A 23,521-nucleotide genomic window follows, 5' to 3' on the forward strand; every position below is an offset into this window, starting at 1 on the left:
CCGTCAGGCGGTGCGCAGGGCCGGTCCCACGAACCGTTCCACCAGCTGCCGCTCGGCCGCCGCATCGGGCAGCGGCCAGGTGAGCAGCGACAGCACCACCCGTACGATCCAGCCCGCGGCCGCGTCGGCGGGGGCGATGTGGGTCAGCGTGGTCGCGATGCGACCGAGTTCCGGAGCGCCGGCCAGCAGGTCGTCGGTGTCGGGGGAGCGGTGCCGGATCAGCCACTGCCGCAGGACCGGGTCGGCGCGAATCGCGGCGACGGCGGCCAGGATGGCCTCGACGGGCCTGCGCCGCGGCGGAACCCGTGCGACGGCCGCGTCGACGCGCGCCACGACGGTCTCCGCCGCCCTGACCATCACCGCGCGCACCAGTCGCGGCTTGCCGCCGACGTGCCGGTACAGCGTCGCGCGCGAGCACCCCGCCGCGGCGGCGATGTCGTCGGCGGTGACCTTGTCGATGCCGCGTTCGAGGAACAGCGCGAGGGCCGCCCGTTCGATGCGGTCGACCGCGACGGCGCCGCGATCACCGTCGGTGAGCCAATCGGACGGCATCGCCACTCCTTCTCGTGCTGAGACAGTTCACGAGATATGTCTAGCCCACTGTGTCCTGGCCGGAGGCTGTTTCGGCTGCGACGCCGCTGACTGCTGGGCGGCGATCCTGTCTCGAGGTGAGACAGGTGTTGTCGGGACGGTCCGCGCCGGGAACCGTGAGCGCCGACGAACCGACCAGGAAAGGCGGCGGCCATGACCACCGGACTCGCGGCGATCGACCCCTTCGACCCAGCGGTGCTCGACGATCCCTACCCGCTCTATCGCGCCCTGCGCGAGCACGCGCCGGTCCACCGGGTCCCCGGCACCGACTTCTTCCTCGTGTCCTCGTGGGCGGCGGTCACCGAGGCCACCGCACGCCCGGCCGACTTCTCCTCGCACCTGACCGGCGTGCTCGTCGCCCGGCCCGGCGCGGCGCCGACGACCTTCGATCTCGATGCCACGGGCCAAGCCGTGCACGTGCTCGCGACGGCCGATGCCGATGTGCACGCGGTGCATCGCGGCATCGTCGGCCCCGCGTTGGCCAAGCGGGTGCGGGGCATGGGGCCGACGGTCTCCGCGCTCGCCGAAAGGTTGTGGGCGGAGGAACTCGACGGCGACCGGATCGACTGGGCGACCGGGATGGCGGATCGCCTGCCGCTGGCCCTGATCGCCGAACTCGTGGGCCTGCCCGGCGCCGATGTGCCCCGGCTGCTCGGGTGGGCCTACGACTCCACGGAGATGCTCGGCGGCGTCGTCGCCGACGACCGGATGACCGCCCTGGTGGGTTCGGCCGCCGAACTCGCCCAGTACGCCCACCGAGCCGTCACGGCGGCGAAGGACCGGCCGGTCGCTGCGGACTCGCCCGCCGCGCTGATCGATGTGCTGGCGGCGGCGGTGGCGGCCGGCCGGATCGACGACCAGCAGGCGGTCCTCATCCTCGTGCAGTTGATCGGCGCGGGCGGTGAATCGACCGCGGGATTGATCGCCGCGGCGGCGCGGCTGCTCGCCGCCGATCCGGAGCTGCAGGCGCGTCTGCGCGCCCGGCCCGACCTGCTGCCCGCGTTCCTGGAGGAAGCGCTGCGGCTGGAATCGCCCTTCCGCGGCCACCACCGGCACGTGGTCGCCGACACCCAGCTCTGCGGCGTCGACCTGCCCGCCGGCAGCCACCTGCTGTTGCTGTGGGGTGCCGCCAACCGCGACCCCGCGATGTTCCGCGACCCGGACACCCTCGATCTGGACCGTCCCCGCGTGCGCGCGCACGTGGCCTTCGGCGCCGGCGCGCACTTCTGCATCGGCTCGGCACTGGCCCGGCTCGAGGCGAGCGCCGCCATCACCCTGCTGCTCGAGCGCAGCACCGAGTTCACCCTGCTCGAGGAGATGCCGCCGCGCTGGGTGCCGAGCCTGTTCGTCCGCCGCCACGCCACCCTGCCGCTGCGCGTGACCCGCTGAGCCGCCGTGCCCGGCGGACGAATTCGCCGGACCTCGCGCAACATTCGCGAGCCCGCGGACACGGCGTCGCCGGAGTACCGCGGCGCCGCGCTCCCGGCCGCCGTCCGCGCGGGCGGCCAACTTCCCGCAAACCCGTGCGCCGCTGTGAACTGGCCGATTAGCCGAGCGGTTGCCTCCGGATCGAACCGGTCGGGTTGAAACACGCACACTTCGCAACTTCGCACGGGCATCCATTCCGTCGCCGTCTACCCGCCGGTAATCGAATTCGCCGCTGCGCCACTCCTTGACGGGTGCACCACCTCGCCCTACCGTTCCCCATCACAGTTCGATATCGAAGTGTTCTGCAGCGTCACCCGAAAATCGTTTTCCTGGACGGTATGTCGGCTCCTGCCGTCCATCCGTGTGCATTTCAAGGAGTACTGAGAGTGCGAAATCGAATTCTGTCCGTCGCCGGTGCCGTGGCCTTGGCGCCCCTGGCGAGTCTGCTCGCTCCCGCGGCGGATGCCGGAGCGCACGGCTGGGTCACCGGACCGGCCAGCAGGCAGGAGCAATGCGCCAGGGGCCTCGTCCCGTGCGGTGCGGTGAAATACGAACCGCAGAGCGTGGAAGGGCCGAAAGGTCTCACCAATTGCAGTGCGAACAAATATCCCGAGCTCGACGACGACAGCCTCGGCTGGGTGCCGCAGAAGGTGTCCGGCCGCACGACCTTCACCTGGAAGAACACTGCCAATCACCGCACCCTGAATTGGGAGTATTTCCTCGGCGACACCCGTATCGCCGTGATCGACGGCGGAAACGAACAGCCGCCGATGGAAGTCACGCACACCATTGATCTGTCGAATTATTCGGGCCGCCAGAAACTGCGCGCGGTGTGGAACATCGGCGACACCGCGGCCGCCTTCTACAGCTGCGTCGACCTGGAGATCGGCGGCTCCGGCGGCGGCACCCCGACCACCACGACGCCGAAGCCGACCACCACGAAACCCCCGACCACCACCCCGCCCGCGACGACCACGAAACCGCCGGCCACCACCACCACCACCCCGGCACCGACGACCACCCATCAGCACCCGACGACGACCACCGCCCCGGCGGCGGCGGCCTGGCGGCAGGGCGCGACCTACGCCGTCGGCGACAAGGTCACCTACCAGGGCCGGACCTACACCTGCCGGCAGGCGCACACCGTCCACGATCCGAATTGGACGCCGCCGAACACCCCCGCCCTCTGGTCCGCGGCCTAGCGATTCGTTCGTGTGTTCTCCCGACATCGGTCCCGCGATGGGGTGAGGATGGGGGTCGACTCGCCGGCCTCGCGTTCGGCCGGCCCCCGCAGCACAAGGACGTGAGATATGAGTGACCGGAAATTCGCCTTCGCCATCGCGGCCACCGGGACAGCATTGCTGGCCATGACCATCGGTTCCCCCTCGGCCGGCGCCGCGGTCTCGCAGCTGACCGTCGATCCCGGCCTCAGCGTCGGCAGCGCAACCAATTACGGCACGGGGTGCACCCATCACCTGGTCGCCCGGCTCAGCGTCGGCATCGAGCCCGTCTCGTTCTACGACAACGGCGCCCTGCTGGCGGTGGTCACCCCGACCGACGGCATCGCCGACCTGACCTGGGTGCCCACCAGTACCGGCCCGCACACGCTGGCCGCGCTGCAGGGCGGGGTGGGTCGCGGCGCCGACGTGCACGTCGGCCGCGGCTACCGGTTCGGGGAGTCCTGCGTGGTCACCGGCGGCTGAAACGAACACGACGGTGGCCCGGTCCCGAGCGGACCGGGCCACCGTCGCGTCGCTACTTCTTCGCCGCGACCTTCTTGTCCTCCCCCTTCTTCTTGGCCTGCTTCTTCACCGATTTCGGCGCCGCGCCGTTGGTGTCGGCCGTGCCGCCGCTCGGCGCGACCGCGGTGACGACCAGGTCGTCGTCGGCGGTGTCGACCCGCACCGTGGCCCCCGGTTCCAGCCCGCCGTCCAGCAGCAGGCGCGAGACCCGGTTGTCGAGTTCGCGCTGCACCGTGCGCCGCAACGGCCTGGCGCCGAACTCGGGCTGGAAACCGCGTTCGCCCAGCCAGTCGACCGCCGAGTCGGTGATGTCGAGCTCGATGTCCTGGGCGGCCAGCAACCGGCGGGTCTTGTCCAGGATCAGGTTCACGATCCGTTCCAGCTGCGTCTTGTCGAGGCGGTGGAACACGATCTGCTCGTCGATCCGGTTGAGGAACTCCGGCCGGAAGTGCCCGCGCAGGCGCTCTTCCAGCTGCGGCACGACCGAATCCAGGTCGCCCTCCGGCGCGGCCAGGATCAGATCCGAGCCGATGTTGGAGGTCATGATGACGATCGTGTTCTTGAAGTCGACGGTGCGGCCCTTGGAATCGGTGACCCGGCCGTCGTCGAGCAGCTGCAGCAGCACGTTGAACACGTCCGGGTGGGCCTTCTCCACCTCGTCGAACAGGATCACCGAGTACGGCTGCCTGCGCACCTTGTCGGTGAGCTGGGCGGCGTCGTCGTAACCGACGTAACCGGGCGGGGCGCCGACGAGCCGGGAGACCGTGTGCTTCTCCTGGAACTCGCTCATGTCGAACCGGATCAGCCGGTCCTCGTCGCCGAACACCGCCTCCGCCAGCGCTTTCGCGAGCTCGGTCTTGCCCACACCGGTCGGGCCGAGGAACAGGAACGAGCCGATCGGCCGGTTCGGGTCCTTGAGCCCGGCTCGCGCGCGGCGCACCGCCTCGGCCACCGCGACGATCGCCTCGTCCTGCCCGATGACGCGCTTGTGCAGCACGTCCTCGAGCGCGAGCAGACGCTGCTTCTCCTCGGCGGTGAGGTCGGCGACCGGGATGCCGGTCTGGCGCGAGATGACCTCGGCGATGGCGAGCACGTCGACCTCGGGTTCGGCCGCCAGCTCCCCGGACTCCGCGAGCTCTTCCTCCTTGGCCGCGATCTCGGCCTTGAGGGCGGTGGCCTTCTCGTAGTCCTCGTTGTCGACGGCGGCGTCCTTCTCGCGGTACAGCCGCGCGATCTCCTCGTCCCTGGCCTTGGCCTCCGGGTCGGGCGTGCCCGACCGCAGCCGCACCCGCGCGCCCGCCTGATCGATGAGGTCGATCGCCTTGTCGGGCATGAACCGGTCGGTGATGTAGCGGTCCGAAAGCTGCGCCGCGGCCACCAGCGATTCGTCGGAGTAGCGCACCTGGTGGTGCTCCTCGTAGACGTCGGCGAGGCCGCGCAGGATCTCGATCGTGTCCTCGACCGAGGGCTCCGACACCAGCACCGGCTGGAAGCGGCGCTCGAGCGCGGCGTCCTTCTCGATGTGCTTGCGGTACTCGTCGATCGTGGTCGCGCCGACGACGTGCAGATCACCGCGCGCGAGTGCGGGTTTGAGCAGATTGCCCGCGTCCATCGAGCCCTCGCCGCCACCGCCCGCGCCGACGATGGTGTGCAACTCGTCGATGAACACGATCTGCTCGTCCTTGTGGGCGCGCACCTCGTCGAGGATCTTGGTGAGCCGCTCCTCGAACTCGCCGCGATACTTGCTGCCCGCCACCAGCGAGCCGATGTCGAGTGCGATGACCCGCCGATCGGCGAGTGTGGCGGGCACGTCGTCGTTGACGATGCGCTGCGCGAGCCCCTCGACGATGGCGGTCTTGCCGACGCCGGGATCGCCGATGAGCACCGGATTGTTCTTGCGCCGCCGCGAGAGGATCTCGATGGTCTGCTCGATCTCCTCGGCCCGGCCGACCACCGGGTCGACCAGCCCTTCGCGGGCCTCGGCGGTGAGATCGCGCCCGTACTCGTCCAGCGTCGGCGTGTCCGACTTGCGCTGCCGCTTGGCCGGTGTGCCGCCCGGGGACGCCGCCGGGCCCGCGGAGTTGCCGCTCTGCGTGGCCGCGATCCCCGCCATCAGCGCCTGCGCGGCCACGCTGTCGGGGGCCGAGGCGATGCCGAGCAGAATGTGCTCGGGACCGATGTAGCTGCTGCCCGCCTGGGCGGCCTGGCGCTGCGCCGCGCGCAACGCCGTCTTGGTGGCGGGACTGAGTGTGATGTCGGACAGATCGTCCTCGCTGGGCGCGCCGGTGTCGAGGTGGTCCTGCATCTGTTCGGCAACCTGGTCGGGATCGAGGCTGAGCTCGGCCACGATGCTGCGGCCGGGCTCTGCCTCGGTGGCCGCGTAGAGCAGATGCTCCGGGGTGATCTCGGGATTTCCCCATTCCTGGGCGGCCTCGCGCGCCGTGGCGATGAGCCCCTTGGCGTTGTCCGTCATGAGTCTGCCCAGGTCGATGCGTTGAACGGGCGGTTTCGCCGACATCCCAGGGCCGAAGAATCGCTGGAAGATGTCGTCGAAGGAATTCATCGAACTACCCGGCCAGCTCGCTGTCATGTCCCACCTCTTCGCTCGTCGTGCCGCGGCGCGGCGACTTCCTGCAGATCGGGTTGGTACTGCTGGCAATACTTCGGCATCCCCCGGCGAGGTGCAAGGAGTTGGACAGTTTCACATCGGCAACATCGCGAGGTATGGCGCACGAACCAAATTCCGGTGGAACCGGTCCCAAACCACCGGTTTTGTCCGATTCTTGATCCTGGAGCGGCACGGAAAGGTAGCGTGACGAGCCCGACCGAGCTGGTCGAACAGGCCGACGGGAAGAGCACGGAGTTTGGTCACCGACGTCATCGATGTCACCGCGGATTTCACCATCGCGCGGCAAGCCCTGTGGAATGTGCTGCTGGATCCGCAGAGCTATCCACGGATGTTCACCGGCATCGGCAGTTGCGAACAGGTGGAGGGACCCGACGGCGCGGTCCTGTGGCAGGTGCGGGTCGGGTCGGCCGCCGCCGGGATCGAGAGCCACGATCTCATCCTGGAGATCGGGCGCTGGTACGAGAGTTTCGAACTGCGCTGTTCGGCGCTGGGCAGTTTCGTGGCGGTCCGGTTGCGCGGTGACGAGCGGCGCACGCGCCTCGACATCACCCTGTTCGCCGCCGCCAACGTGCACCCCGCCCTGGCCGAATGCGGCAATTCCGCGGTCACCGACTGGGTGAAGGCGGGTTTGCGCCGCACCGCCGACGTCATCGCCGGCACCCGGTCCTCGGTGGTGATCAACGCCGAACGCTCGCCGCTGCGGCGCAACGCCGGGGTGGCGCGCAGCATCGCCGCGACCGGACTGGTCCGAGCCGAACCGCGCTCGATGGTGCGCCAGCTGCGCTCGCTGACGAAGTGGGGATTCAACCTGGCCGGCGGGTACGCCGCGGGCGCCGCGCACGCCCCGGACCGGCTCGCGCTGATCGATCCGCACGGCACCCGCACCTTCGCCGAGATCGACGCCGATTCCACCGCGCTGGCCGCGGCGATGTACGCCCAGGGCCTGCGCGCGGGCGATGCCATCGGCCTGCTGGCGCGCAACCACGCCGGCATGGTCGAAACCATGGTCGCGGCAGGCAAACTCGGGGTCGACGTGGCCCTGCTCAACGCCGGACTGTCCGGGCGGCGGATCGAGGAGATCGTGCAGCGCCACCGGCTCAGCGCGGTCTACGTCGACGGGCGGCTGGAGACCCTGATCCGCTACCTGCACAGCGCGGTGCCCCGCATCACCACCGACGCCGAGCCGCCCGATCCCGAGCGCACCACGATCGCGGGCATGATCGCCGGCGCCGGCGCCGATTTCCCGGTGCCCGCGCATCCCGGCCGGTTGATCGTGCTGACCTCCGGCACGAGCGGGTCGCCGAAGGGCGCGCGCCGCCCGCACGCCAAGGGTTTCGGCACCATCGCCGCGCTGCTCTCGCGGATTCCGATGCGGGTGGAGGAGGTGATGCTCATCCCGGCGCCGCTGTTCCACACCTGGGGTCTGGCGGGGCTGCAGTTGAGCACCGCGCTGCGCGCCACCGTCGTGCTCAGCGACGGTTTCGACGCGCTCGACTGTCTGCGCGCCGTCGCCGAACACCGGATCACCACCCTGATCGTGGTGCCCACCATGGTCGAGCGCCTGCTCGATGTGCCCGAGGCGGTGCGCGCGGGCATCGACCTGTCCAGCCTGCGCCATGTGATCAGCTGCGGCGCGCCACTGGCCGGCGCCACCGTGCTGCGCTTCCTCGACACCTTCGGCGACGTGCTCTACAACGTGTACGGCTCCACCGAGGTGTCGTGGGCGAGCGTGGCCACGCCCGCCGACCTGCGCGTCTCACCGACCACCGCGGGCCGCCCGCCGCTGGGCACCAGGGTGGCCGTGCTCGGCCCTGACCTGCGCCCGGTGCCGGTCGGCGTCACCGGGCACATCTTCGTCGCCAATCACATGCTCTTCGACGGCTACGTCAACGCGGCCCCGCCGGAGGAGGCCGACGGCATGCTCGACACGGGCGATCTGGGCTACCTGGACGCCGCGGGCCGGCTGTTCGTGGCGGGCCGCGACGACGAGATGATCATCTCCGGCGGCGAGAACGTCTTCCCGCGACCGGTGGAGGAGGCCCTGGCGCACCTGCCGCAGATCTCCGAGGTGGCCGTCGTCGGCGTCCCGGATCGCGAGTTCGGGCAGCGACTGGCCGCGTTCGTAGTGAAACGCGAAGGGGCGGGCCTGGATTCGGACATGGTGCGCACCTACATCCGCAACCGGCTCAGCCGCTTCTCCGTCCCGCGCGACGTCACCTTCCTCAACGCGCTGCCGCGCGGGGAGACCGGCAAGATCCTCAAACGCGTGCTGGTGCCGTCGGAGTCAGCGCTGAGCGAGTAGCAGCCGCAGCGCCCGCTCGATCGCCGCCGTCGCCGCCTCGCCGGAGTGACCGCGCCGATCCTGCAGGTGGTGGCGCGCGGGCCAGGCCAGGGCGGCGTCGACCAGATCGAGCAGTTCGTCGTCGCCGGCAAGTTCGGGGGCGAACAGCGCGGCCAGGGTCGCGCGGATGCGGTCGTCGGTGCGGCGCATCCGCGCGTCGATGGCGGCGACCGTGCGCGATTCCTGCAGGCCGGGCAGCCGCGGTGTGCGCTGCAGGTCGAAGATCGCCCTGCTCTGGCGCGCCGCGAGCGCGATCCGCTCGGCCAGCGGCAACCCGGGATCGGGCTCGACCAGACACGCCTCGACCATCTCGGACTGCCGCTCGACGGCGGCGATCAGCAGGGCCTCGCGGTCCGGGAAGTGCACGAAGACACTGCGTTCGGAGGCGCCCGCCCGCGCGGCGATCGTGCGGGCGGTCGGCGCGAAATCACCGTCGGCGATCGCGGCCAGCAACCCGTCGATGATGGCTTCCCTGGTCTTCTCCGGATCGCGGCGCCGACGCGGCGGACGCGCCTGCTGCTCGTCCGCCGCCTCGATCCCGTGCCCTGCGCTCATCGCCCCATCTCAGCACAGGCCACCAGGGGCCGGGCTACTCGCTCGGCTGGGGCGCCGTCCGGTTCATCACCGAATGGGTGCGGGAGTACCCGAAGTAGACGATCAGACCCACCACCAGCCAGGCCAGGAACCGCACCCAGGTCTGCCACGGCAGCGAGTAGATGAGGTAGGCGGAGAAGCCGATGCCGATCAGCGGGATCACCGGCATCAGCGGCAGCCGGAACGAGCGCGGCGCGTCGGGCCTGGTGCGGCGCAACACGATCACCGCGACACAGACCACGATGAACGCCATCAGGATGCCGATGTTGGTGAGCTCGGCGACGGTGTTGATGGGCAGCACGCCGGCCAGGATCGCCGCGCCGATGCCCACGATCCAGGTGACCCTGGTCGGCACCTTGCGGGTCGGGTGAGTCTTGGCGAACCACTCCGGCAGCAGACCGTCGCGGCTCATCGCGAACCAGACGCGGGTGACGCCGAGCATGAACGTCAGCACCACGGTGATGATGCCGACGATCGCGCCGATCGCGATGATGTTGGCGACGCCCGGCATCCCGACCGCCTCGAACGCGGTGGAGAAGCCGCTGGTCGGGCTGATCTCGGTGTATTTCTGCATGCCGGTGAGCACCAGCGTGGCCAGCACGTACAGCACCATCGCGATGGCCAGCGAGTAGATGATCGCCTTGGGCAGGTGCTTGCGCCCGTCCACGGATTCCTCGGCCGCGGTGCTCATCGCGTCGTAGCCGAAGACCGCGAAGAACACCGTCGCCGCGCCCGTCCAGACCGCGCCGGCGCCGAACGGGAAGTACGGGTCGTAGTTGGCGCTGTCGATGTGGAACACCCCGAGCGCCACGATGAGCACCACCAGCGCGACCTTGATGCCGACCGCGACCGTCTCGAACCGGCCGACGCTGCCGATGCCGCGCGAGAGGATCCACGCGGTGCCGAGGCAGAACAGCACGGCGAACAGGTCGACGACCCGCCCGTCGCCGGTGTCGGGCGCGCCGAGCATCCACTCCGGCAGCGTCAGGCCGACCTGGTCGAGCAGGAACCCGAAGTACCCGGACACGCCGATCGCGACGACCGCCGCCACCGCGATGTACTCGAGCAGCAGGTCCCACCCGATGAACCAGCCCGCGAGCTCGCCGAGCGAGACGTAGCCGTAGGTGTAGGCCGAGCCCGCTTTCGGGACCATGCCGGCGAATTCGGCGTAACACAGGGCCGCCGCCGCGCTGGCGACACCGGCGATGAGGAACGACAGCAGCACCGCCGGACCGGTGACCGAATGGGCGACCGACCCGGCGAGGGTGAAGATCCCGGCGCCGATGATGCCGCCGACGCCGATGGCGGTGAGCTGCCACAGACCGAGCGATTTGGCGAGCCGCTCATCGCTCGGAATCTCGTCCTCGACCTCGACGAGCGGTTTGCGCCGCAGCATCTGGGCGCGCAACTCTGCGAATGACATTCGCGTTCCTTCCGTCGGCACGCACCGCCGCTGCGCGATGCACGCACCCGAGTACACCGCCATCGCTCGACCGCGGGCACCGAGAGTGAATATTGTTCAGCGCCCACCGGCGAGTGCGCGCAGGAAGAACCCGAGGTTGGCGGGCCGTTCGGCCAGCCTGCGCATGAAATACCCGTACCACTGATCACCGTAAGGGATGTACACGCGGACATGGTTTCCCGCGTCGGCGAGTCGCTGCTGTTCGTCGGCGCGGATGCCGTACAGCATCTGGTACTCGTACTCCTCGGTCTTGCGCTGCGCCGCCACCACGGCCACGCCCGCCGCCGCGATGACCGCCGGATCGTGCGAGGCGATCATCGGATACCCGGACCCGGCGGTGAGGATCGCCAGGCAGCGCAGATACGAGGCGTCGACCTCGGCACGGTCACGGAAGGCGACCGCGGCGGGCTCGTCGTAGGCGCCCTTGCACAACCGGATTCGTGATCCCGGACCCGCCAGGGCGCGGCAGTCGTCCTCGGTGCGGCGCAGATAGGCCTGCAGCACCGTGCCCAGCCACGGGTAGTCGGCGCGCAGGTCCCGCACGATCGCCAGGGTCGAGTCGGTGGTGGTGTGGTCCTCGGCGTCGACGGTGACCCAGAGGCCCGCGGCCTCGGCGGCGGCGCAGATCCGGCGGGCGTGCTCGCGGGCGACCGCGTGCCCGTCGCGTGGGAGCGCCTGGCCGAGGGCGGACAGTTTCACCGAGACCTCCAGCGGCCGCACGGCACCCGGGGCCACCTCGGCGTGGGGGAGGCGACCGAGGGCGTCGATCAGGTCGAGGTACTGCGCGACCGTCGCCTCGGCGGCGGCGAGGTCGGTGGTGTCCTCGCCGAGATGGTCGATGCTGACGAAACGTCCGGAGCGCAACAGGGTTTCGGCCGTGCGCACCGCGTCGGCGGTGGTGGTGCCCGCGACGAACCGCGCCACGACCGACCGGCTGACGGGCAGCCGGGTGATCGCGCGCTCGAGGCGCGGCGAGCGCGCGGCGGCGAGCAGGGGCGAACGCAGCAGGGCCGACATCACCGGACCTCCGTCTCGGGCGCCTGATGGGGATAGCGATGGTCGGTGGGCGGGGTGAAGGTCTCCTTGATCGTGCGCGCGGAGGTCCAGCGCAGCAGGTTCAGCGCCGACCCCGCCTTGTCGTTGGTGCCCGAGGCGCGGGCGCCGCCGAAGGGCTGCTGGCCGACGACCGCGCCGGAGGGCTTGTCGTTGATGTAGAAGTTGCCGGCCGCGAAGGTGAGTCGCTCGGTCGCCGCGGCGATCGCGGTCCGGTCCTCGGCGATGATCGAGCCGGTCAGGCCGTAGGCGCTGCCCCGGTCGACGAGGTCCATGGCGTCGTCGAAGCCGGTGGGGCCGCTGTCGTCGTAGACGTGCACCGCGAGGATCGGGCCGAAGTACTCGGTGCGGAAGACCTCGTCGGCGGGATCGTCCCCGACGACGATGGTCGGTTCGACGAACCAGCCGACGCTGTCGTCGCCGTGCCCGCCGGCGACCACGGTCAGCCCCTGGGTGGCCTTGGCCCGTTCCAGCGCGGCGGTGTTGCGCTCGAAGGCGCGCCGATCGATCAGCGCCCCACCGAAATTGGTGAGATCGGTGACGTCGCCGTAGCGCAACTCGGCGGTCTCGCCGATCAGGTCCTCCGACATCCGCGCCCACACCGAGCGCGGGATGAACGCCCGCGAGGCCGCCGAGCACTTCTGGCCCTGGTAGTCGAACGCGCCGCGCAGCAGCGCGGTGGTGAGCACCGCCGGGTCGGCCGAGGGGTGCGCGAGCACGAAATCCTTGCCGCCGGTCTCGCCGACCAGCCGGGGATAGCCGCGGTAGGTGTCCAGGCGCTGGGCGACCTCGCGCCACAGCTGCTGGAAGGTGGCGGTCGAGCCGGTGAAGTGCACACCGGCCAGGCGTGGGTCGCTCAGCACCACGTCGGAGATCTCCGGGCCGGGTCCGTGCACGAGATTGATCACGCCGGGCGGCAACCCGGCCGCCTCGAGCAGCCGCATCGTCAGATAGGCCGCCACGGCCTGGGTCCTGGCCGGCTTCCAGACCACCGTGTTGCCCATCAGCGCGGGCGCGGTGGGCAGATTGCCCGCGATCGCGGTGAAATTGAACGGGGTCACCGCGTAGACGAAGCCCTCGAGCGACCGGTACTGCGTCCGGTTCCACACGCCGGGGGAGGAGACGGGCTGTTCGGCCAGGATTTGGCGGGCGAAGGAGACATTGAATCGCCAGAAGTCGACCAGCTCGCACGGTGCGTCGATCTCGGCCTGATAGGCGGTCTTGGACTGCCCCAGCATGGTCGCCGCGGCCAGCTTCGCCCGCCACGGTCCGGCGAGCAGGTCAGCCGCGCGCAGGAAGATCGCGGCGCGGTCGTCGAAGGACATGGCGCGCCAGGCGGGCGCGGCGGCGGTGGCCGCCTCGACCGCGGCGGCGGCCTCGGCGGTGCTCGCGTTGTGCAGGGTGCCGAGGACCGCGGCGTGGCGGTGCGGCTGCACCACGTCGAAGCCCGGACCGTCGCCGCGCAGGTGGCGGCCGCCGATCACGTGGTGGATCTCGGTCGGTGTCGCCGACAGGTCGGCGAGGGCGGTGCGCAGTGCGGCGCGTTCGGGGGTTCCCGGCGCGAAGGTGCCGACCGGTTCGTTGACCGGCGGCGGGGTGGTCGCGATGGCGTCCATGGCGGCGGCTCCTGCGTCTGAGGGGGCGGGATGTGACGTAGTCAACACCGATGCACGGCGGTCATAATCATCTGATCGGACAAAGAACGAGTGGATAGCTCGTCCGATCGGACAAAGGAGTCGGCATGCCGGAGGCGGCCACCACGCTCGGCGAACTGCTCGCCGCGCTCGACCACACCGTCGCGACCCTGGTCGACGCACCGGCGGGGGAGACGGTCACGGTGCGTTCGGTCGCGCTGGCCGAACCCGCCGATCTGCCCGAACAACTGGAGACCTCCGCTCGGCTGCCGCACGTGTACCTGCTCGTCGGTGTCGACCCCGCGGCCACCGCGGCCTGGCTCCGCGCGGTCGCCGCCCGGGAACCCGGGCACCGGCCCCGCGTTCTGATGACCAAGAGCGCCAACGACTCTCCCGAGATCCGCGCCGCGGCCGCCGCCGGGGGCATCGCGCTGGTCCACGTGCACCGGCAGGCGCGATGGGACCAGGTGTTCGGGCTGGTGCGCCGGCGGCTGACCCGCGTCGCCGGCGACGACGAACCCGACCTGCTCGCGCCCGACACCGACCTGTTCGGACTGGCCCAGGTCGTCGCCAGGGAAACCGGGGGCATGGTCTCGATCGAGGACCCGCAGTCCCACGTGCTGGCCTACTCTGCGTCCGACGCCTCCGCCGACCAGTTGCGCATCCGCTCCATCCTGGGGCGCGAGGGCCCTGCCGACTATCTGCGCATCCTGCGCGACTGGGGCGTGTTCGACCGGGTCCGCGCCGGCGACGAGGTCGTCGACGTGCCCGAACATCCCGAACTCGACATCCGCCGCAGGCTCGTCGTCGGCATCCGGCGGGGGACACCGGCCCGCATGCTCGGCACCATCTGGTTGCAGCAGGGCGACCGGCCGCTGCGGCCCGACGCCGCCGAGGTCCTGCGCGGCGCCTCGGCCGTGGCCGCGCGGATCATCGCCCGCGGCCTCGACGCGCCGTCGACGGAGGCGCTGCTGGTGCGCAGGCTGTTCGGCGCGCACGGCGAGGGCGTCGACGTGCCGTCGGTGGCCGCCGCGCTGCACCTGCCCAGCGCGGGGCCCGCCGCCGTGATCGGCATCGCGGCGCTCGGCCCGGTCGCCGATCTGGCCGCGTCCAGCGGACTGATCCGCCTGCACGCCAGCGCTTTTCGCGAGGACTCGGTGACCGAGGCGATCGACGACCGGGTCTATGTCCTGTTGCCCGCCTATCACTCCGAACGGGCCGTCGGCTCGTGGGTGCGCCGCCTGGTGGCCCAGCTGGAGCAGGCGCGCGGGCTGGTCGCGCGCGCCGCCGTCGCCGCCCCGGTGGCGGGACTGACCGCGGTCGCCGGTGCCCGCGCCGAGGTCGACCGCGTCCTGGACAGCCCGGCGACCGGCGGCGACCGCGTCAGCACCCTGGCCGAGGCGCGCACGGCCGTGCTGCTGGCCGAGATCGTCGGGCTGATCCGCGACCGCGCGGAACTCCACGACCCCCGCCTGACCGCCCTCGACGCCTACGACCGGGAGCACGCGGCGGACCTGCGCACCTCGGTGCGCGCGTATCTGCGGGCGCACGGCGAGGTGAGCGCCGCCGCGGCGGCCTTGCGCGTGCATCCGAACACGCTGCGCTACCGACTGCGCCGCGCCGAAGCCGTCCTCGGGCTCGACCTGACCGATCCGGACGATCGGCTGCTGCTCGAGATCCAGCTGGCCGCTGTGCCGATTGCCCGGACATAACCACGCTATTGCAGTTATGCTGCAATAGCGGCGCCGGTCGCACCGCCGGCGACGGCGGCACAGGATCGTCTGAATGAGGTTGGGCAGTGGTGGATGGTGCGCACGGAGACCGGTTCGCGGTGTCGCGACGAGGACTGCTCGGGGTCGGGGCGGGTGCCGCGGCCGCGGTCGCCGTCGGCCTGACCGCCTCCGGATGCGCCGACGAGGCGGCGGGCATCGCGCCATCGGCGACGCAGACCGACCCGACCGAGGCCATCGCCGAGGCTCAGCGCGCGCTTGCCGACACGTTGCCCTTCGGTGACACCGCCGACTTCGCCGACGCCGATCGCGGCTGGATCGCCTCGCTGGAACCGGGCACCGTCACCGACGCGTCGGGAAAGGTGGTGTGGGACACCGAGTCCTACGACTTCCTCGCCGGATCCTGTCCACAGTCGGTGAATCCGAGCCTGTGGCGGCAGGCCCAGCTGGCGGTGAAACAGGGGCTCTACGAGATCGCGCCGGGCTTCTACCAGATCCGCGGCCTCGATCTGTCGAACATGACCCTGATCGAAGGCGACACCGGCGTGATCGTCATCGACCCGCTGATCTCCGCGGAAACCGCGGCGGCCGGACTCGCGTTGTACCGCAAGCATCGTGGCGACCGCCCGGTGACGGGCCTGATCTACTCGCATTCCCACGTCGACCACTTCGGCGGCAGCTACGGGGTGATCACTCCACAGGACGTGGCCGCGGGCCGCTGCCCGGTGATCGCGCCCTCCGGATTCCTCGAACACGCCGTCGCCGAGAACGTCTACACCGGCACCGCGATGGCCCGTCGCTCCGCCTACATGTACGGCGCCGCCCTGCCGCGCGGGCCGAAGGGGCAGGTCAGCGCCGGGCTGGGGCAGACCACCTCGACCGGGACGGTCAGCCTCGTCCCGCCGACCCTGCACGTCACCCGCACCGATCAGGAGGAGATCGTCGACGGGGTGCGCATGGTCTTCCAGCTCACCCCGGGCACCGAGGCGCCGTCGGAGATGAACTTCTGCTTCCCCGACCGCCGCATCCTGTGCATGGCCGAGAACGCCACCCACACCATGCACAACATCGTCACCCTGCGCGGCGCGCTCGTCCGCGATCCGCACGTGTGGGCGAAATACCTCACCGAGTCGATCAACCGCTACGGCCGCGCCTCGGATCTGGTGTTCTCCTCCCATCACTGGCCGATCTGGGGCACCGAGCGGATCGTCGAGTTCCTCGGGCTCCAGCGCGACATGTACGCCTACCTGCACGACCAGACCCTGCGGCTGCTGAATCAGGGCTACGTCGGCGCCGAGATCGCCGAGATGATCACCATGCCGCCCGCGCTCACGCGGTCGTGGTCGACCCGCGGCTACTACGGCTCGGTCAGTCACAACGTCAAGGCCGTCTATCAGCGGTACATGGGCTGGTTCGACGGGAACCCGGCCCACCTGTGGGAGCACCCGCCGGTCGAGAACGCCCGGCGCCACGTCGCCGCGATGGGCGGCGCCGCCGCCGCGCTCCAACACGCGCAGCGGGCCTACGACGCCGCCGACTACCGGTGGGTCGTGCAGCTGGTGAACTACGTGATCTTCGACGACCCGGCCAACGAGACGGCGAAAGCCTTGCAGGCCAGCGCTTTCGAGCAGCTGGCCTACGGCGCGGAGAACGCCACCTGGCGCAACTTCTACCTCAGCGGCGCACACGAGCTGCGCCACGGCTCGTTCGGCACGCCGACCACGGCGAACTCCGCCGCGTTGGCGACGGCGCTGAGCGTGGAGCAGGTCTTCGACGCGATGGCGCTGCGCCTGGACGGACCCAAGGCCTGGGACGTCCGGATGTGCACGGACTGGCGGATCAGCGACGAACGCGACCGGGTGCACCGCGTGGAACTGCGCAACGGTGTGCTCGTGCACCACGACCGGTTCCCCGGCGACCAGCTGCCCGCGCCCGACGCGACGCTCACCCTCACCCGCGCGGTGCTGATCCGCGCCCTGATGGGCCGCGGCGACCTGAAGAAGGAGGTGGCCGACGGCGCCATCGTCATCGACGGCGACGCCACCGCGCTCGCGAAGCTGCCCACTCTGATCGACAAGCCGAACCCGGATTTCGCCATCGTCACGCCGTAGGCCTCGCACGCGCCGGAGATCCGCGCACCGGCGCGTGCCGCCCCGCGGATCAGGACCCGGTGGGCACCTCGCCCACGGCCTTGGCGGGATCGATGATGCCGAAGACCTCGCCCTGCGGCGCCTGCAGAATCCCCATGCGGCCGAACGGGCTGTCGTCGGGACCCATGATCACCGACGCGCCGAGTTCGGTGGCCTTGGACAGCGCGCCGTCGGTGTCGTCGACCTGGATCCAGGTGAGCCAGTAGGTCGGCGTGCTCAGGGCCGAGGCGTCCATCATGCCGCCGACCTCCTCGCCGCCGCTCGGCAGTTTGAACGTGGAGTAGGTGAAACTCTCGCCGTCGCCGATCTCGGTGTATGTCCAGCCGAACACGGCGTGGTAGAAGTCGTGGGCCTGCTCGTAGCCGCCGGTGTGCAGCTCGTTCCAGCAGTAGGCGCCCGGCTGGTTGAAGATCCCGGCGCCGGTGTGCGCCTTGGCCTCCCACACGCCGAACACCCCGCCGGTCGGGTCGGCGCCGATGAACATGCGGCCGACGTCGAGGACGTCGAACGGCGGCATGAACACCTGCCCGCCCGCCTTGCTCACCTTCTCCGCGATCTCGTCGGCGCGCTCGGCGGCGAAGTAGGTGGTCCACGTCGACGGCATCATCCGCATGTTGTCGGGTTTGGGGCCGATGCCCGCGGCGGGCCTGCCCTCGAGCGTCGCCATCAGGTAGCCACCCGCGTCGGCGGGGCCGTCCTGCACGGTCCAGCCGAACAGGGCGCTGTAGAAGTCGCGGGCGGCTGCGGTGTCGTCGACCTGACAGTCGATCCAGCAGGGCGTGCCCTGCGGCCAGGCTTCGTCACGTGTCGGCATGTCGAACGTCCTCCTCGGCGATGGAATGGAAACCGGCCGGAACCGCTCCGGCATGCGCTCAGTCAACCACCAGCCACCGACACCGCGCGCGCGTTCGCGCGCGACCGGCAGGCCGCTGAACTGGAACAACACGTAGTCACTGCGACAGTCCGAGCGGGCCGAGGCTGCCCGTCCGCGGTCGTGAGCACTGCTACAGTTTCGGCGCTGTTCCTGCGGTGCTAGGTCAACTGTGCAGACGAACCGGTCGGGGAGCGACACAATGGCGGGTAGAGGTTCGGAACGCGGGTTCGTCCGGATGGCGGTGACGATGCTCGCGCTGATAGTCGTGCTCGGGTGCGGCGGCGGTCCGGCGGCGGGACAACCGCCGGAGACGCCCGCCGCGCGCTGGACCGCGCAGCACGACGCACCCGGCGCCTACCCGGAGGTCCGGGTCGAGCGCGGCGTCGAGATCGCCATGAGCGACGGCGTCGTGCTCAAGGCCGACGTCTACCGCCCCGCCGACGCGGCGGGCGTGATCGAGACGCGGCCGCTGCCGACGATCGTCAGCCTCACGCCCTACTCGAAACTGATGACGGGCCTGATCGAGTCGGCCGCGGCCGTCCCCGGCCTGCAGGCCACCGCCGTCGACATCGTGCGCAGGCTCAATCTGTCGACCACGCCGATCAGCGGATTCGGCGATCTGATGCAGGCACTCGACGGCGGCATGATCCAGACCATGCTCGGGGTCGACCGCAAGCTCATCGCCGGCGGCTACACCGTCGTCGTGGCCGATGTGCGCGGAACCGGTCTGTCGCAGGGCAAGTGGGACACCTTGGGCGCCAGGGAACAGCTCGACACCCGCGAGGTGATCGAATGGGCCGCGCGCCAGCCGTGGTCGAACGGGCGGATCGGGATGAGCGGGGGCTCCTACTCCGGCATCAACCAGCTGCGCGCCGCGGAGAACGCGCCCGCCCCGCTGCAGGCGATCTTCCCGGTGGAGCCGGGCAGCGACCTGATGCGGGACGTGGTCGCGCCCGGTGGCGGAGTCGGGACCACCTTCCTGCCGCTGTGGCTGAACTCGGTGAACCAGCTCAAGCTCGTCCCCGACGTGGCCTCGATGGCCGACGGCAGTTTCGACTGGACCTGGTTCCACGACCGGCTCGCCGATCCGACCACCAACTTCGATCTGCTCGCGCAGTCGCTGCTCACCCCGTCGCTGGACGAGATGCCCTCGGCGCTCGACGGCGCCCTCGACGACACCTCGGCCTTCCGCGAGGCGATCATGGGCCATCCCGACCGGGTGAACGTGCCGACGTTCGTCTACGGCGGCTGGCACGACATCTTCGCCAACAGCGCGACCAAACTGTACGAGCAGATTCCGCTGCCCGCGGGCCGCAAACAGCTCGTCGTCGGCGACACCTATCACGCGAATCCCGGTGCGGGAACCGGTGTTCCGGGCGCGCCGCCACGGCTGGACGTGCTGCAGCGCGCCTGGTTCGACAAGTGGCTCAAGGACATCGACAGCGGCATCGAGTCCTTCGGTCCGGTGACCGTGAAACAGCAGGGCGGCAGCTGGGTGACGCTGCCCGAGTTCCCGATGCCCGGTGTGACGCACCGGCGGGTCTACCTCTCGGCGTCCCCGAGCGGCAGCACCGAGGACAGCCGCCACGACGGATCGCTGAGCGCGACCGGTCCCACCGTGGTCGACAACCTCACCGTCGCACCGGGATTGAGCACGATCTGCTCGCGCGACGCCGCGCAGGGCTCGGCGGGCATGACCGCGGCGCTCGACATCTGCGCCAAGGACTCCCGCATCGCCGAACGCAACGCGCTCACCTTCACCAGCGCGCCCATCACCGAGCAGACGGTGATCTCCGGCCCGATCAACGTGCGCCTCAACACCGTGCACGACGCGGCCGACGGCTTCTGGAACGTCACCGTCAACGATGTCGCCCCCGACGGCACCTCGACGGTGCTCACCACCGGTCAGCTGACCTCGTCGATGCGCGCCATCGACGAGCGGCGCAGCGCCCGCTCCGTCAACGGCGACCTCACCGCCCCGTTCAATCCGCTCACCGTCGACCGCCTGCTCCCGGTGGAACCGGGCGCGCCGACCGACCTGGACGTGGCGGTCATCCCGACCCAGGCGGTGCTGGCGCCGGGGCACCGGCTGCGGATCGACGTCTACGCGGGCAACGCGCCCAAGGCGCTGCCGTTCCGGCCGATGCTCAACGCGACCGAGCTGGCGCCCCAGCACGTGCGGCTGGATCCGGCCGCGCCGAGCTTCGTGAACCTGCCCACGGACCGGCCGATTCCCTGATCGGCGCGTGGTCGGCGCGAAGGCACGTACGGTGGGGTGAGCCGTTCGCCTGGAGGAGGTCGCCGTGGTTCAACCCGTCATCGTGGTGATGGGCGTGTCCGGGTGTGGCAAGACGACCGTCGGCGCGCTCGCCGCGCAACGGCTCGAGGTGCCCTATGCCGAGGGCGACGACTTCCACCCGGTCGAGAACATCGAGAAGATGGCCGCGGGGATCCCGCTCACCGACGAGGACCGCTGGCCCTGGCTCGACACCGTCGCGACCTGGCTCGGCGACCACCAGGGCTCCGGTGGGGTCGCGTCGTGCTCGGCCCTGCGCCGCACCTACCGCGACCGCTTACGCGCAGGCGCCCCGGACACCTACTTCGTGCACCTGGCCGCGACCAGGGAGGAACTGCTGCGCCGGATGACCGGCAGACTCGGCCACTTCATGCCGACGATCCTGCTCGACTCCCAGCTCGACACCCTCGAGCCGCTGGAGCCGGACGAGCCCGGCGTGAGCCTGAACGCCCTGGCGCCACCGAACATCCTGGTGACCGAGGCGATCGACGCCTGGCGCACCGATCACCGCTGAAGCAGCGGGTGCAGCTGTTCGACCGGCGCCAGCAGCAGGCCACCGCCGACGACCAGCGCGGCCAGGCACAGCACGGTGAAGAACAGCACCCACAGCAGCGCGGGCAGATGGGTGAGGCGCGCCAGCTGGTCGGCGTCGGAATCGGTGCGGCCCGGCTGCCTGCGCCTGCCGCGCTGCAGCTCGATCACCGGCCGCACCGCCGCGGCCAGCAGGAACCAGGCGGCCAGATACGCGAACGCGGCCTGCAGCTGATCGGTGCCGAACCACGAGACCCCGAACACGAGCGCGCCGAGCACGGCGACGGTGAGCAGGCCGTAGATGTTGCGGACCTTGACCAGGACCGCGGCGAGCATGAGCAGCGTCGCCCAGAGCATCAGCGTCACCCGGCCCGTGCCGAGCAGCGCCGCGTAGCCGAGGCCGAGCGCGGCGGGCGCGGGGTAGCCGGCCGCGGCGGTGAGGATCATGCCGAGTCCGGTCGGCTTGCCGCTGGACACGGTCAGCCCGGAGGTGTCGGTGTGCAGCGTGATCGCGTGCAGCCTGCGCCCGGTGAGCAGGGCGACCAGCGCGTGCCCGCCCTCGTGGACCACGGTCACCGCCGCCCTGGTGAGCCGCCACAGCGGCCGGTACCCGACCAGGATCACCGCGGCCGCGGCGGTGACGAGCACCAGCCACCACGCGGGCGCGGGTTGGGTGGCGAGGAGACGGTCGAGCAGCGAGCTGGCGGATCCGGTGTTCACCGCCGCACTTTAACCGTCCACGGCGCCAGGCGTGCGCTCGCGCGAAACCTGGGAGGGCAGCGGATGATCGGGCTCGAGCGCGGGCAGGCCGTCGATGCTGGCGGCATTGTCGCCCGCGATCCGGCGGGCGAAGTCGGCGTCGGTGCGGCGGGCGTGCGCCTCGTCCAGAACGGCGCGTTCCTCGACGAACTCGAGGGCGGGCACCGACCAGCCGCAGGAGTCGGCGATCCGGTCCACCGAAATCGACACCACCGCGCGAATTCCGGGATGCTCGGTGCCGAAACGATCACGCAGCGCGGCGAATTCGGCCGAATCGGGACGCACCACCCGGCCGGTGCCGAACAGGCGCACGATGCGGGCGGGCCGGGTGAACGAGCAGAACATCAGGGTGATGCGGCCGTTGTCGCGCAGGTGCGCGATCGTCTCCACGCCGCTGCCGAACAGGTCGAGGTAGGCGACGGTGTGGTCGTCGAGCACGGCGAAGGTGTCGCGATATCCCTTGGGGGACACGTTGACACGGCCGCCCGCGGACGGCGCGGTGCCGACGAAGAACATCGGCTGGTCGGCGAGGAAGGCCCGCAGCTTGTCGTCGATCCGGTCGAACACCTTGGCCATCACACACTCCCCACTCCCGCCGGGCGGCGGGTCGTCCCGCGTCCATCGTATCGGCGCGCTGTTGCGCGCCCGAGCCGCCTCAGCCGTTGATCGCCTTGCGGGTCAGTTCGAGTGAGCGGACGCGGGCGTCGAGGTCGTAGACGAGCGTGTTGAGCATCAGTTCGTCGGGGGCGGTGTCGGCGAGCAGCCGCGCGGCCTGCGCGCGCACCGTCTCGGGCGAGCCCTGCAACTGCCCTGCCTTGCGTTGCGCGGCGAAGCGGCGCTCGGCGTCGCTGCCGGGGAACGCCGCGGCCTGCTCGGGGGTGGCCAATGCCTGCGGCCTGCCCGAGCGCAGCTGGGCGAAGGCGAGATCGCGGGGAGCGGCCAGCCGGTCGGCGGCCTCGTCGGTGTCGGCGCAGATCGCCGACGCCGCGACGATCGTGTACGGCTCGCTCAGCGTCTCGGAGGGCCGGAAGTTGTCCCGGTAGAGCGCCAGCGCGGCGGTGGTGTTGTCCGGGGCGATGTGATGGGCGAAGGCGAAGGGCAGTCCGAGGACCGCCGCGACCTGCGCGCTGTAGCCGCTGGAGCCCAACAGCCACACCTGCGGTTCGGCGTCGCGGCCGGGGCTGGCGACGATTCCGTGCGGGTCGGCGCCGCGGAAGAAGCCGAGCAGCGCGGTGAGTTCGCGGGGGAACTCCTCGCCGCCGAGGCCCTCGGCGTTGCGGCGCAGCGCCCGCGCGGTCACCGGATCGGTGCCCGGCGCGCGGCCGATGCCGAGGTCGATGCGGCCGGGATGCAGGGATTCGAGGGTGCCGAACTGTTCGGCGACCACCAGCGGCGGATGGTTCGGCAGCATCACCCCGCCCGAACCGACCCGGATCCGGGAGGTCGAGGCGGCCAGATGCGCCAGCACCACGGCGGGCGCGGCACTGGCGATGCCCGGCATGTTGTGGTGCTCGGCGACCCAGAAGCGGTGAAAGCCCAGTTCCTCGGCGTGCTGGGCCAGGCGCGTCGTGGCGTGCAGCGCCTGGCCCGCGGTCGCGTCCGCCTGGACCGGCGCGAGATCCAGAACCGACAGCGTGACCGTGCTCATGAGCCTCCTCGACAGTGGACATCCCCGCAACAGGCCAACCCGCGCCGAGCCGCCGGTAT

The 23,521-nt window shown here is 70.9% G+C and carries 18 protein-coding genes; 8 read left to right on the forward strand and 10 right to left on the reverse strand.

Translation table 11 applies throughout. The features are described 5' to 3' along the window. Window positions 1-3 precede the first annotated feature (3 nt). Window positions 4-552, reverse strand: coding sequence for a TetR/AcrR family transcriptional regulator (locus tag DFR69_RS17215; RefSeq protein ID WP_110038663.1), 549 nt, complete (start codon window positions 550-552; stop codon window positions 4-6). 192 nt (window positions 553-744) lie between these two features. On the opposite strand from DFR69_RS17215, the gene DFR69_RS17220 reads away from it, so the two are divergent. From DFR69_RS17220 to DFR69_RS17230, 3 genes are all read left to right on the forward strand, one after another. Further along, window positions 745-1,980, forward strand: a complete 1,236-nt coding sequence (locus tag DFR69_RS17220) for a cytochrome P450 (protein ID WP_110038571.1) — start codon at window positions 745-747, stop codon at window positions 1,978-1,980. Window positions 1,981-2,405: 425 nt separating this feature from the next. Next, window positions 2,406-3,221: a carbohydrate-binding protein gene (locus DFR69_RS17225; RefSeq protein ID WP_244198309.1), complete on the forward strand. Its 816-nt coding sequence runs from the start codon at window positions 2,406-2,408 to the stop codon at window positions 3,219-3,221. 108 nt (window positions 3,222-3,329) lie between these two features. Beyond that, the gene (locus DFR69_RS17230; RefSeq protein ID WP_110038572.1) at window positions 3,330-3,722 is read left to right on the forward strand and encodes a hypothetical protein; all 393 of its coding nucleotides are present in this window, start codon (window positions 3,330-3,332) and stop codon (window positions 3,720-3,722) included. 52 nt (window positions 3,723-3,774) lie between these two features. On the opposite strand, the gene DFR69_RS17235 is transcribed toward DFR69_RS17230, so the two are convergent. After that, on the reverse strand, window positions 3,775-6,351 hold the full coding sequence (locus DFR69_RS17235; protein ID WP_244198310.1) for an ATP-dependent Clp protease ATP-binding subunit: 2,577 nt from the start codon (window positions 6,349-6,351) through the stop codon (window positions 3,775-3,777). Window positions 6,352-6,625: 274 nt separating this feature from the next. On the opposite strand from DFR69_RS17235, the gene DFR69_RS17240 reads away from it, so the two are divergent. After that, on the forward strand, window positions 6,626-8,692 hold the full coding sequence (locus tag DFR69_RS17240) for an AMP-binding protein (protein ID WP_110038573.1): 2,067 nt from the start codon (window positions 6,626-6,628) through the stop codon (window positions 8,690-8,692). Here the strand turns inward: DFR69_RS17240 and DFR69_RS17245 are convergent. The 4 genes from DFR69_RS17245 to pruA form a co-directional block, all read right to left on the reverse strand. After that, the gene (locus DFR69_RS17245) at window positions 8,675-9,286 is read right to left on the reverse strand and encodes a TetR/AcrR family transcriptional regulator (protein ID WP_110038574.1); all 612 of its coding nucleotides are present in this window, start codon (window positions 9,284-9,286) and stop codon (window positions 8,675-8,677) included. The two genes, DFR69_RS17240 and DFR69_RS17245, sit on opposite strands and share 18 nt — an antisense overlap. Before the next feature lie 34 nt (window positions 9,287-9,320). After that, window positions 9,321-10,748, reverse strand: a complete 1,428-nt coding sequence (locus tag DFR69_RS17250; RefSeq protein WP_110038575.1) for an amino acid permease — start codon at window positions 10,746-10,748, stop codon at window positions 9,321-9,323. Window positions 10,749-10,844: 96 nt separating this feature from the next. After that, entirely contained in the window at window positions 10,845-11,804 is a 960-nt protein-coding gene (locus tag DFR69_RS17255) for a proline dehydrogenase family protein (protein ID WP_110038576.1), read from the reverse strand. Then, window positions 11,804-13,456, reverse strand: a complete 1,653-nt coding sequence (gene pruA / locus DFR69_RS17260; RefSeq protein ID WP_110038577.1) for an L-glutamate gamma-semialdehyde dehydrogenase — start codon at window positions 13,454-13,456, stop codon at window positions 11,804-11,806. Before pruA ends, DFR69_RS17255 begins: the two co-directional genes overlap by 1 nt. A gap of 125 nt (window positions 13,457-13,581) precedes the next feature. Here pruA and DFR69_RS17265 point away from each other — a divergent pair, with 125 nt between their 5' ends. Together DFR69_RS17265 and DFR69_RS17270 are read left to right on the forward strand one after the other, a co-directional pair. After that, window positions 13,582-15,186, forward strand: coding sequence for a PucR family transcriptional regulator (locus DFR69_RS17265; protein ID WP_110038578.1), 1,605 nt, complete (start codon window positions 13,582-13,584; stop codon window positions 15,184-15,186). Between the two features lie 215 nt (window positions 15,187-15,401). Next, complete coding sequence (locus DFR69_RS17270; RefSeq protein WP_373867076.1) at window positions 15,402-17,315, forward strand: alkyl/aryl-sulfatase; 1,914 nt, start codon at window positions 15,402-15,404, stop codon at window positions 17,313-17,315. Between the two features lie 49 nt (window positions 17,316-17,364). Here the strand turns inward: DFR69_RS17270 and DFR69_RS17275 are convergent, their stop codons facing one another. After that, window positions 17,365-18,168 (reverse strand): VOC family protein, encoded by an 804-nt coding sequence (locus DFR69_RS17275; protein ID WP_110038667.1) that lies wholly within the window; start codon window positions 18,166-18,168, stop codon window positions 17,365-17,367. A 259-nt stretch (window positions 18,169-18,427) separates the two neighbouring features. On the opposite strand from DFR69_RS17275, the gene DFR69_RS17280 reads away from it, so the two are divergent. Together DFR69_RS17280 and DFR69_RS17285 are read left to right on the forward strand one after the other, a co-directional pair. Continuing rightward, window positions 18,428-20,467 carry a CocE/NonD family hydrolase gene (locus tag DFR69_RS17280; protein ID WP_244198311.1) on the forward strand — a complete coding sequence of 680 codons (2,040 nt, stop codon included), beginning with the start codon at window positions 18,428-18,430 and terminating at the stop codon, window positions 20,465-20,467. An 88-nt stretch (window positions 20,468-20,555) separates the two neighbouring features. Continuing rightward, window positions 20,556-21,038 carry a gluconokinase gene (locus DFR69_RS17285; protein ID WP_110038668.1) on the forward strand — a complete coding sequence of 161 codons (483 nt, stop codon included), beginning with the start codon at window positions 20,556-20,558 and terminating at the stop codon, window positions 21,036-21,038. Here DFR69_RS17285 and DFR69_RS17290 read toward each other — a convergent pair. From DFR69_RS17290 to DFR69_RS17300, 3 genes are all read right to left on the reverse strand, one after another. Beyond that, window positions 21,029-21,775, reverse strand: a complete 747-nt coding sequence (locus DFR69_RS17290) for a M50 family metallopeptidase (protein ID WP_110038580.1) — start codon at window positions 21,773-21,775, stop codon at window positions 21,029-21,031. The genes DFR69_RS17285 and DFR69_RS17290 overlap by 10 nt on opposite strands. A 9-nt stretch (window positions 21,776-21,784) precedes the next feature. After that, window positions 21,785-22,390, reverse strand: a complete 606-nt coding sequence (locus tag DFR69_RS17295) for a pyridoxamine 5'-phosphate oxidase family protein (RefSeq protein WP_110038581.1) — start codon at window positions 22,388-22,390, stop codon at window positions 21,785-21,787. Window positions 22,391-22,469: 79 nt separating this feature from the next. Continuing rightward, a complete protein-coding gene (locus tag DFR69_RS17300) occupies window positions 22,470-23,462 on the reverse strand; it encodes an LLM class flavin-dependent oxidoreductase (RefSeq protein ID WP_110038582.1) in 993 nt (330 codons plus the stop codon). Window positions 23,463-23,521 lie beyond the last annotated feature (59 nt).

It is taken from the genome of Nocardia neocaledoniensis (assembly GCF_003182135.1).
Classification (GTDB): Bacteria; Actinomycetota; Actinomycetes; order Mycobacteriales; family Mycobacteriaceae; genus Nocardia; species Nocardia neocaledoniensis.

Bases quoted from the DNA above. Each gene is read 5' to 3' on its own strand.
- DFR69_RS17285 (WP_110038668.1), top strand. From the start codon at position 20,556: ATGGGCGTGTCCGGGTGTGGCAAGACGACCGTCGGCGCGCTCGCCGCG.
- DFR69_RS17280 (WP_244198311.1), top strand. From the start codon at position 18,428: ATGGCGGGTAGAGGTTCGGAACGCGGGTTCGTCCGGATGGCGGTGACG.
- DFR69_RS17250 (WP_110038575.1), bottom strand. From the start codon at position 10,748: ATGTCATTCGCAGAGTTGCGCGCCCAGATGCTGCGGCGCAAACCGCTC.
- DFR69_RS17275 (WP_110038667.1), bottom strand. From the start codon at position 18,168: ATGCCGACACGTGACGAAGCCTGGCCGCAGGGCACGCCCTGCTGGATC.
- DFR69_RS17235 (WP_244198310.1), bottom strand. From the start codon at position 6,351: ATGACAGCGAGCTGGCCGGGTAGTTCGATGAATTCCTTCGACGACATC.
- DFR69_RS17220 (WP_110038571.1), top strand. From the start codon at position 745: ATGACCACCGGACTCGCGGCGATCGACCCCTTCGACCCAGCGGTGCTC.
- DFR69_RS17265 (WP_110038578.1), top strand. From the start codon at position 13,582: ATGCCGGAGGCGGCCACCACGCTCGGCGAACTGCTCGCCGCGCTCGAC.
- DFR69_RS17245 (WP_110038574.1), bottom strand. From the start codon at position 9,286: ATGAGCGCAGGGCACGGGATCGAGGCGGCGGACGAGCAGCAGGCGCGT.
- DFR69_RS17300 (WP_110038582.1), bottom strand. From the start codon at position 23,462: ATGAGCACGGTCACGCTGTCGGTTCTGGATCTCGCGCCGGTCCAGGCG.
- DFR69_RS17215 (WP_110038663.1), bottom strand. From the start codon at position 552: ATGCCGTCCGATTGGCTCACCGACGGTGATCGCGGCGCCGTCGCGGTC.
- DFR69_RS17295 (WP_110038581.1), bottom strand. From the start codon at position 22,390: ATGGCCAAGGTGTTCGACCGGATCGACGACAAGCTGCGGGCCTTCCTC.
- DFR69_RS17255 (WP_110038576.1), bottom strand. From the start codon at position 11,804: ATGTCGGCCCTGCTGCGTTCGCCCCTGCTCGCCGCCGCGCGCTCGCCG.
- pruA (WP_110038577.1), bottom strand. From the start codon at position 13,456: ATGGACGCCATCGCGACCACCCCGCCGCCGGTCAACGAACCGGTCGGC.
- DFR69_RS17230 (WP_110038572.1), top strand. From the start codon at position 3,330: ATGAGTGACCGGAAATTCGCCTTCGCCATCGCGGCCACCGGGACAGCA.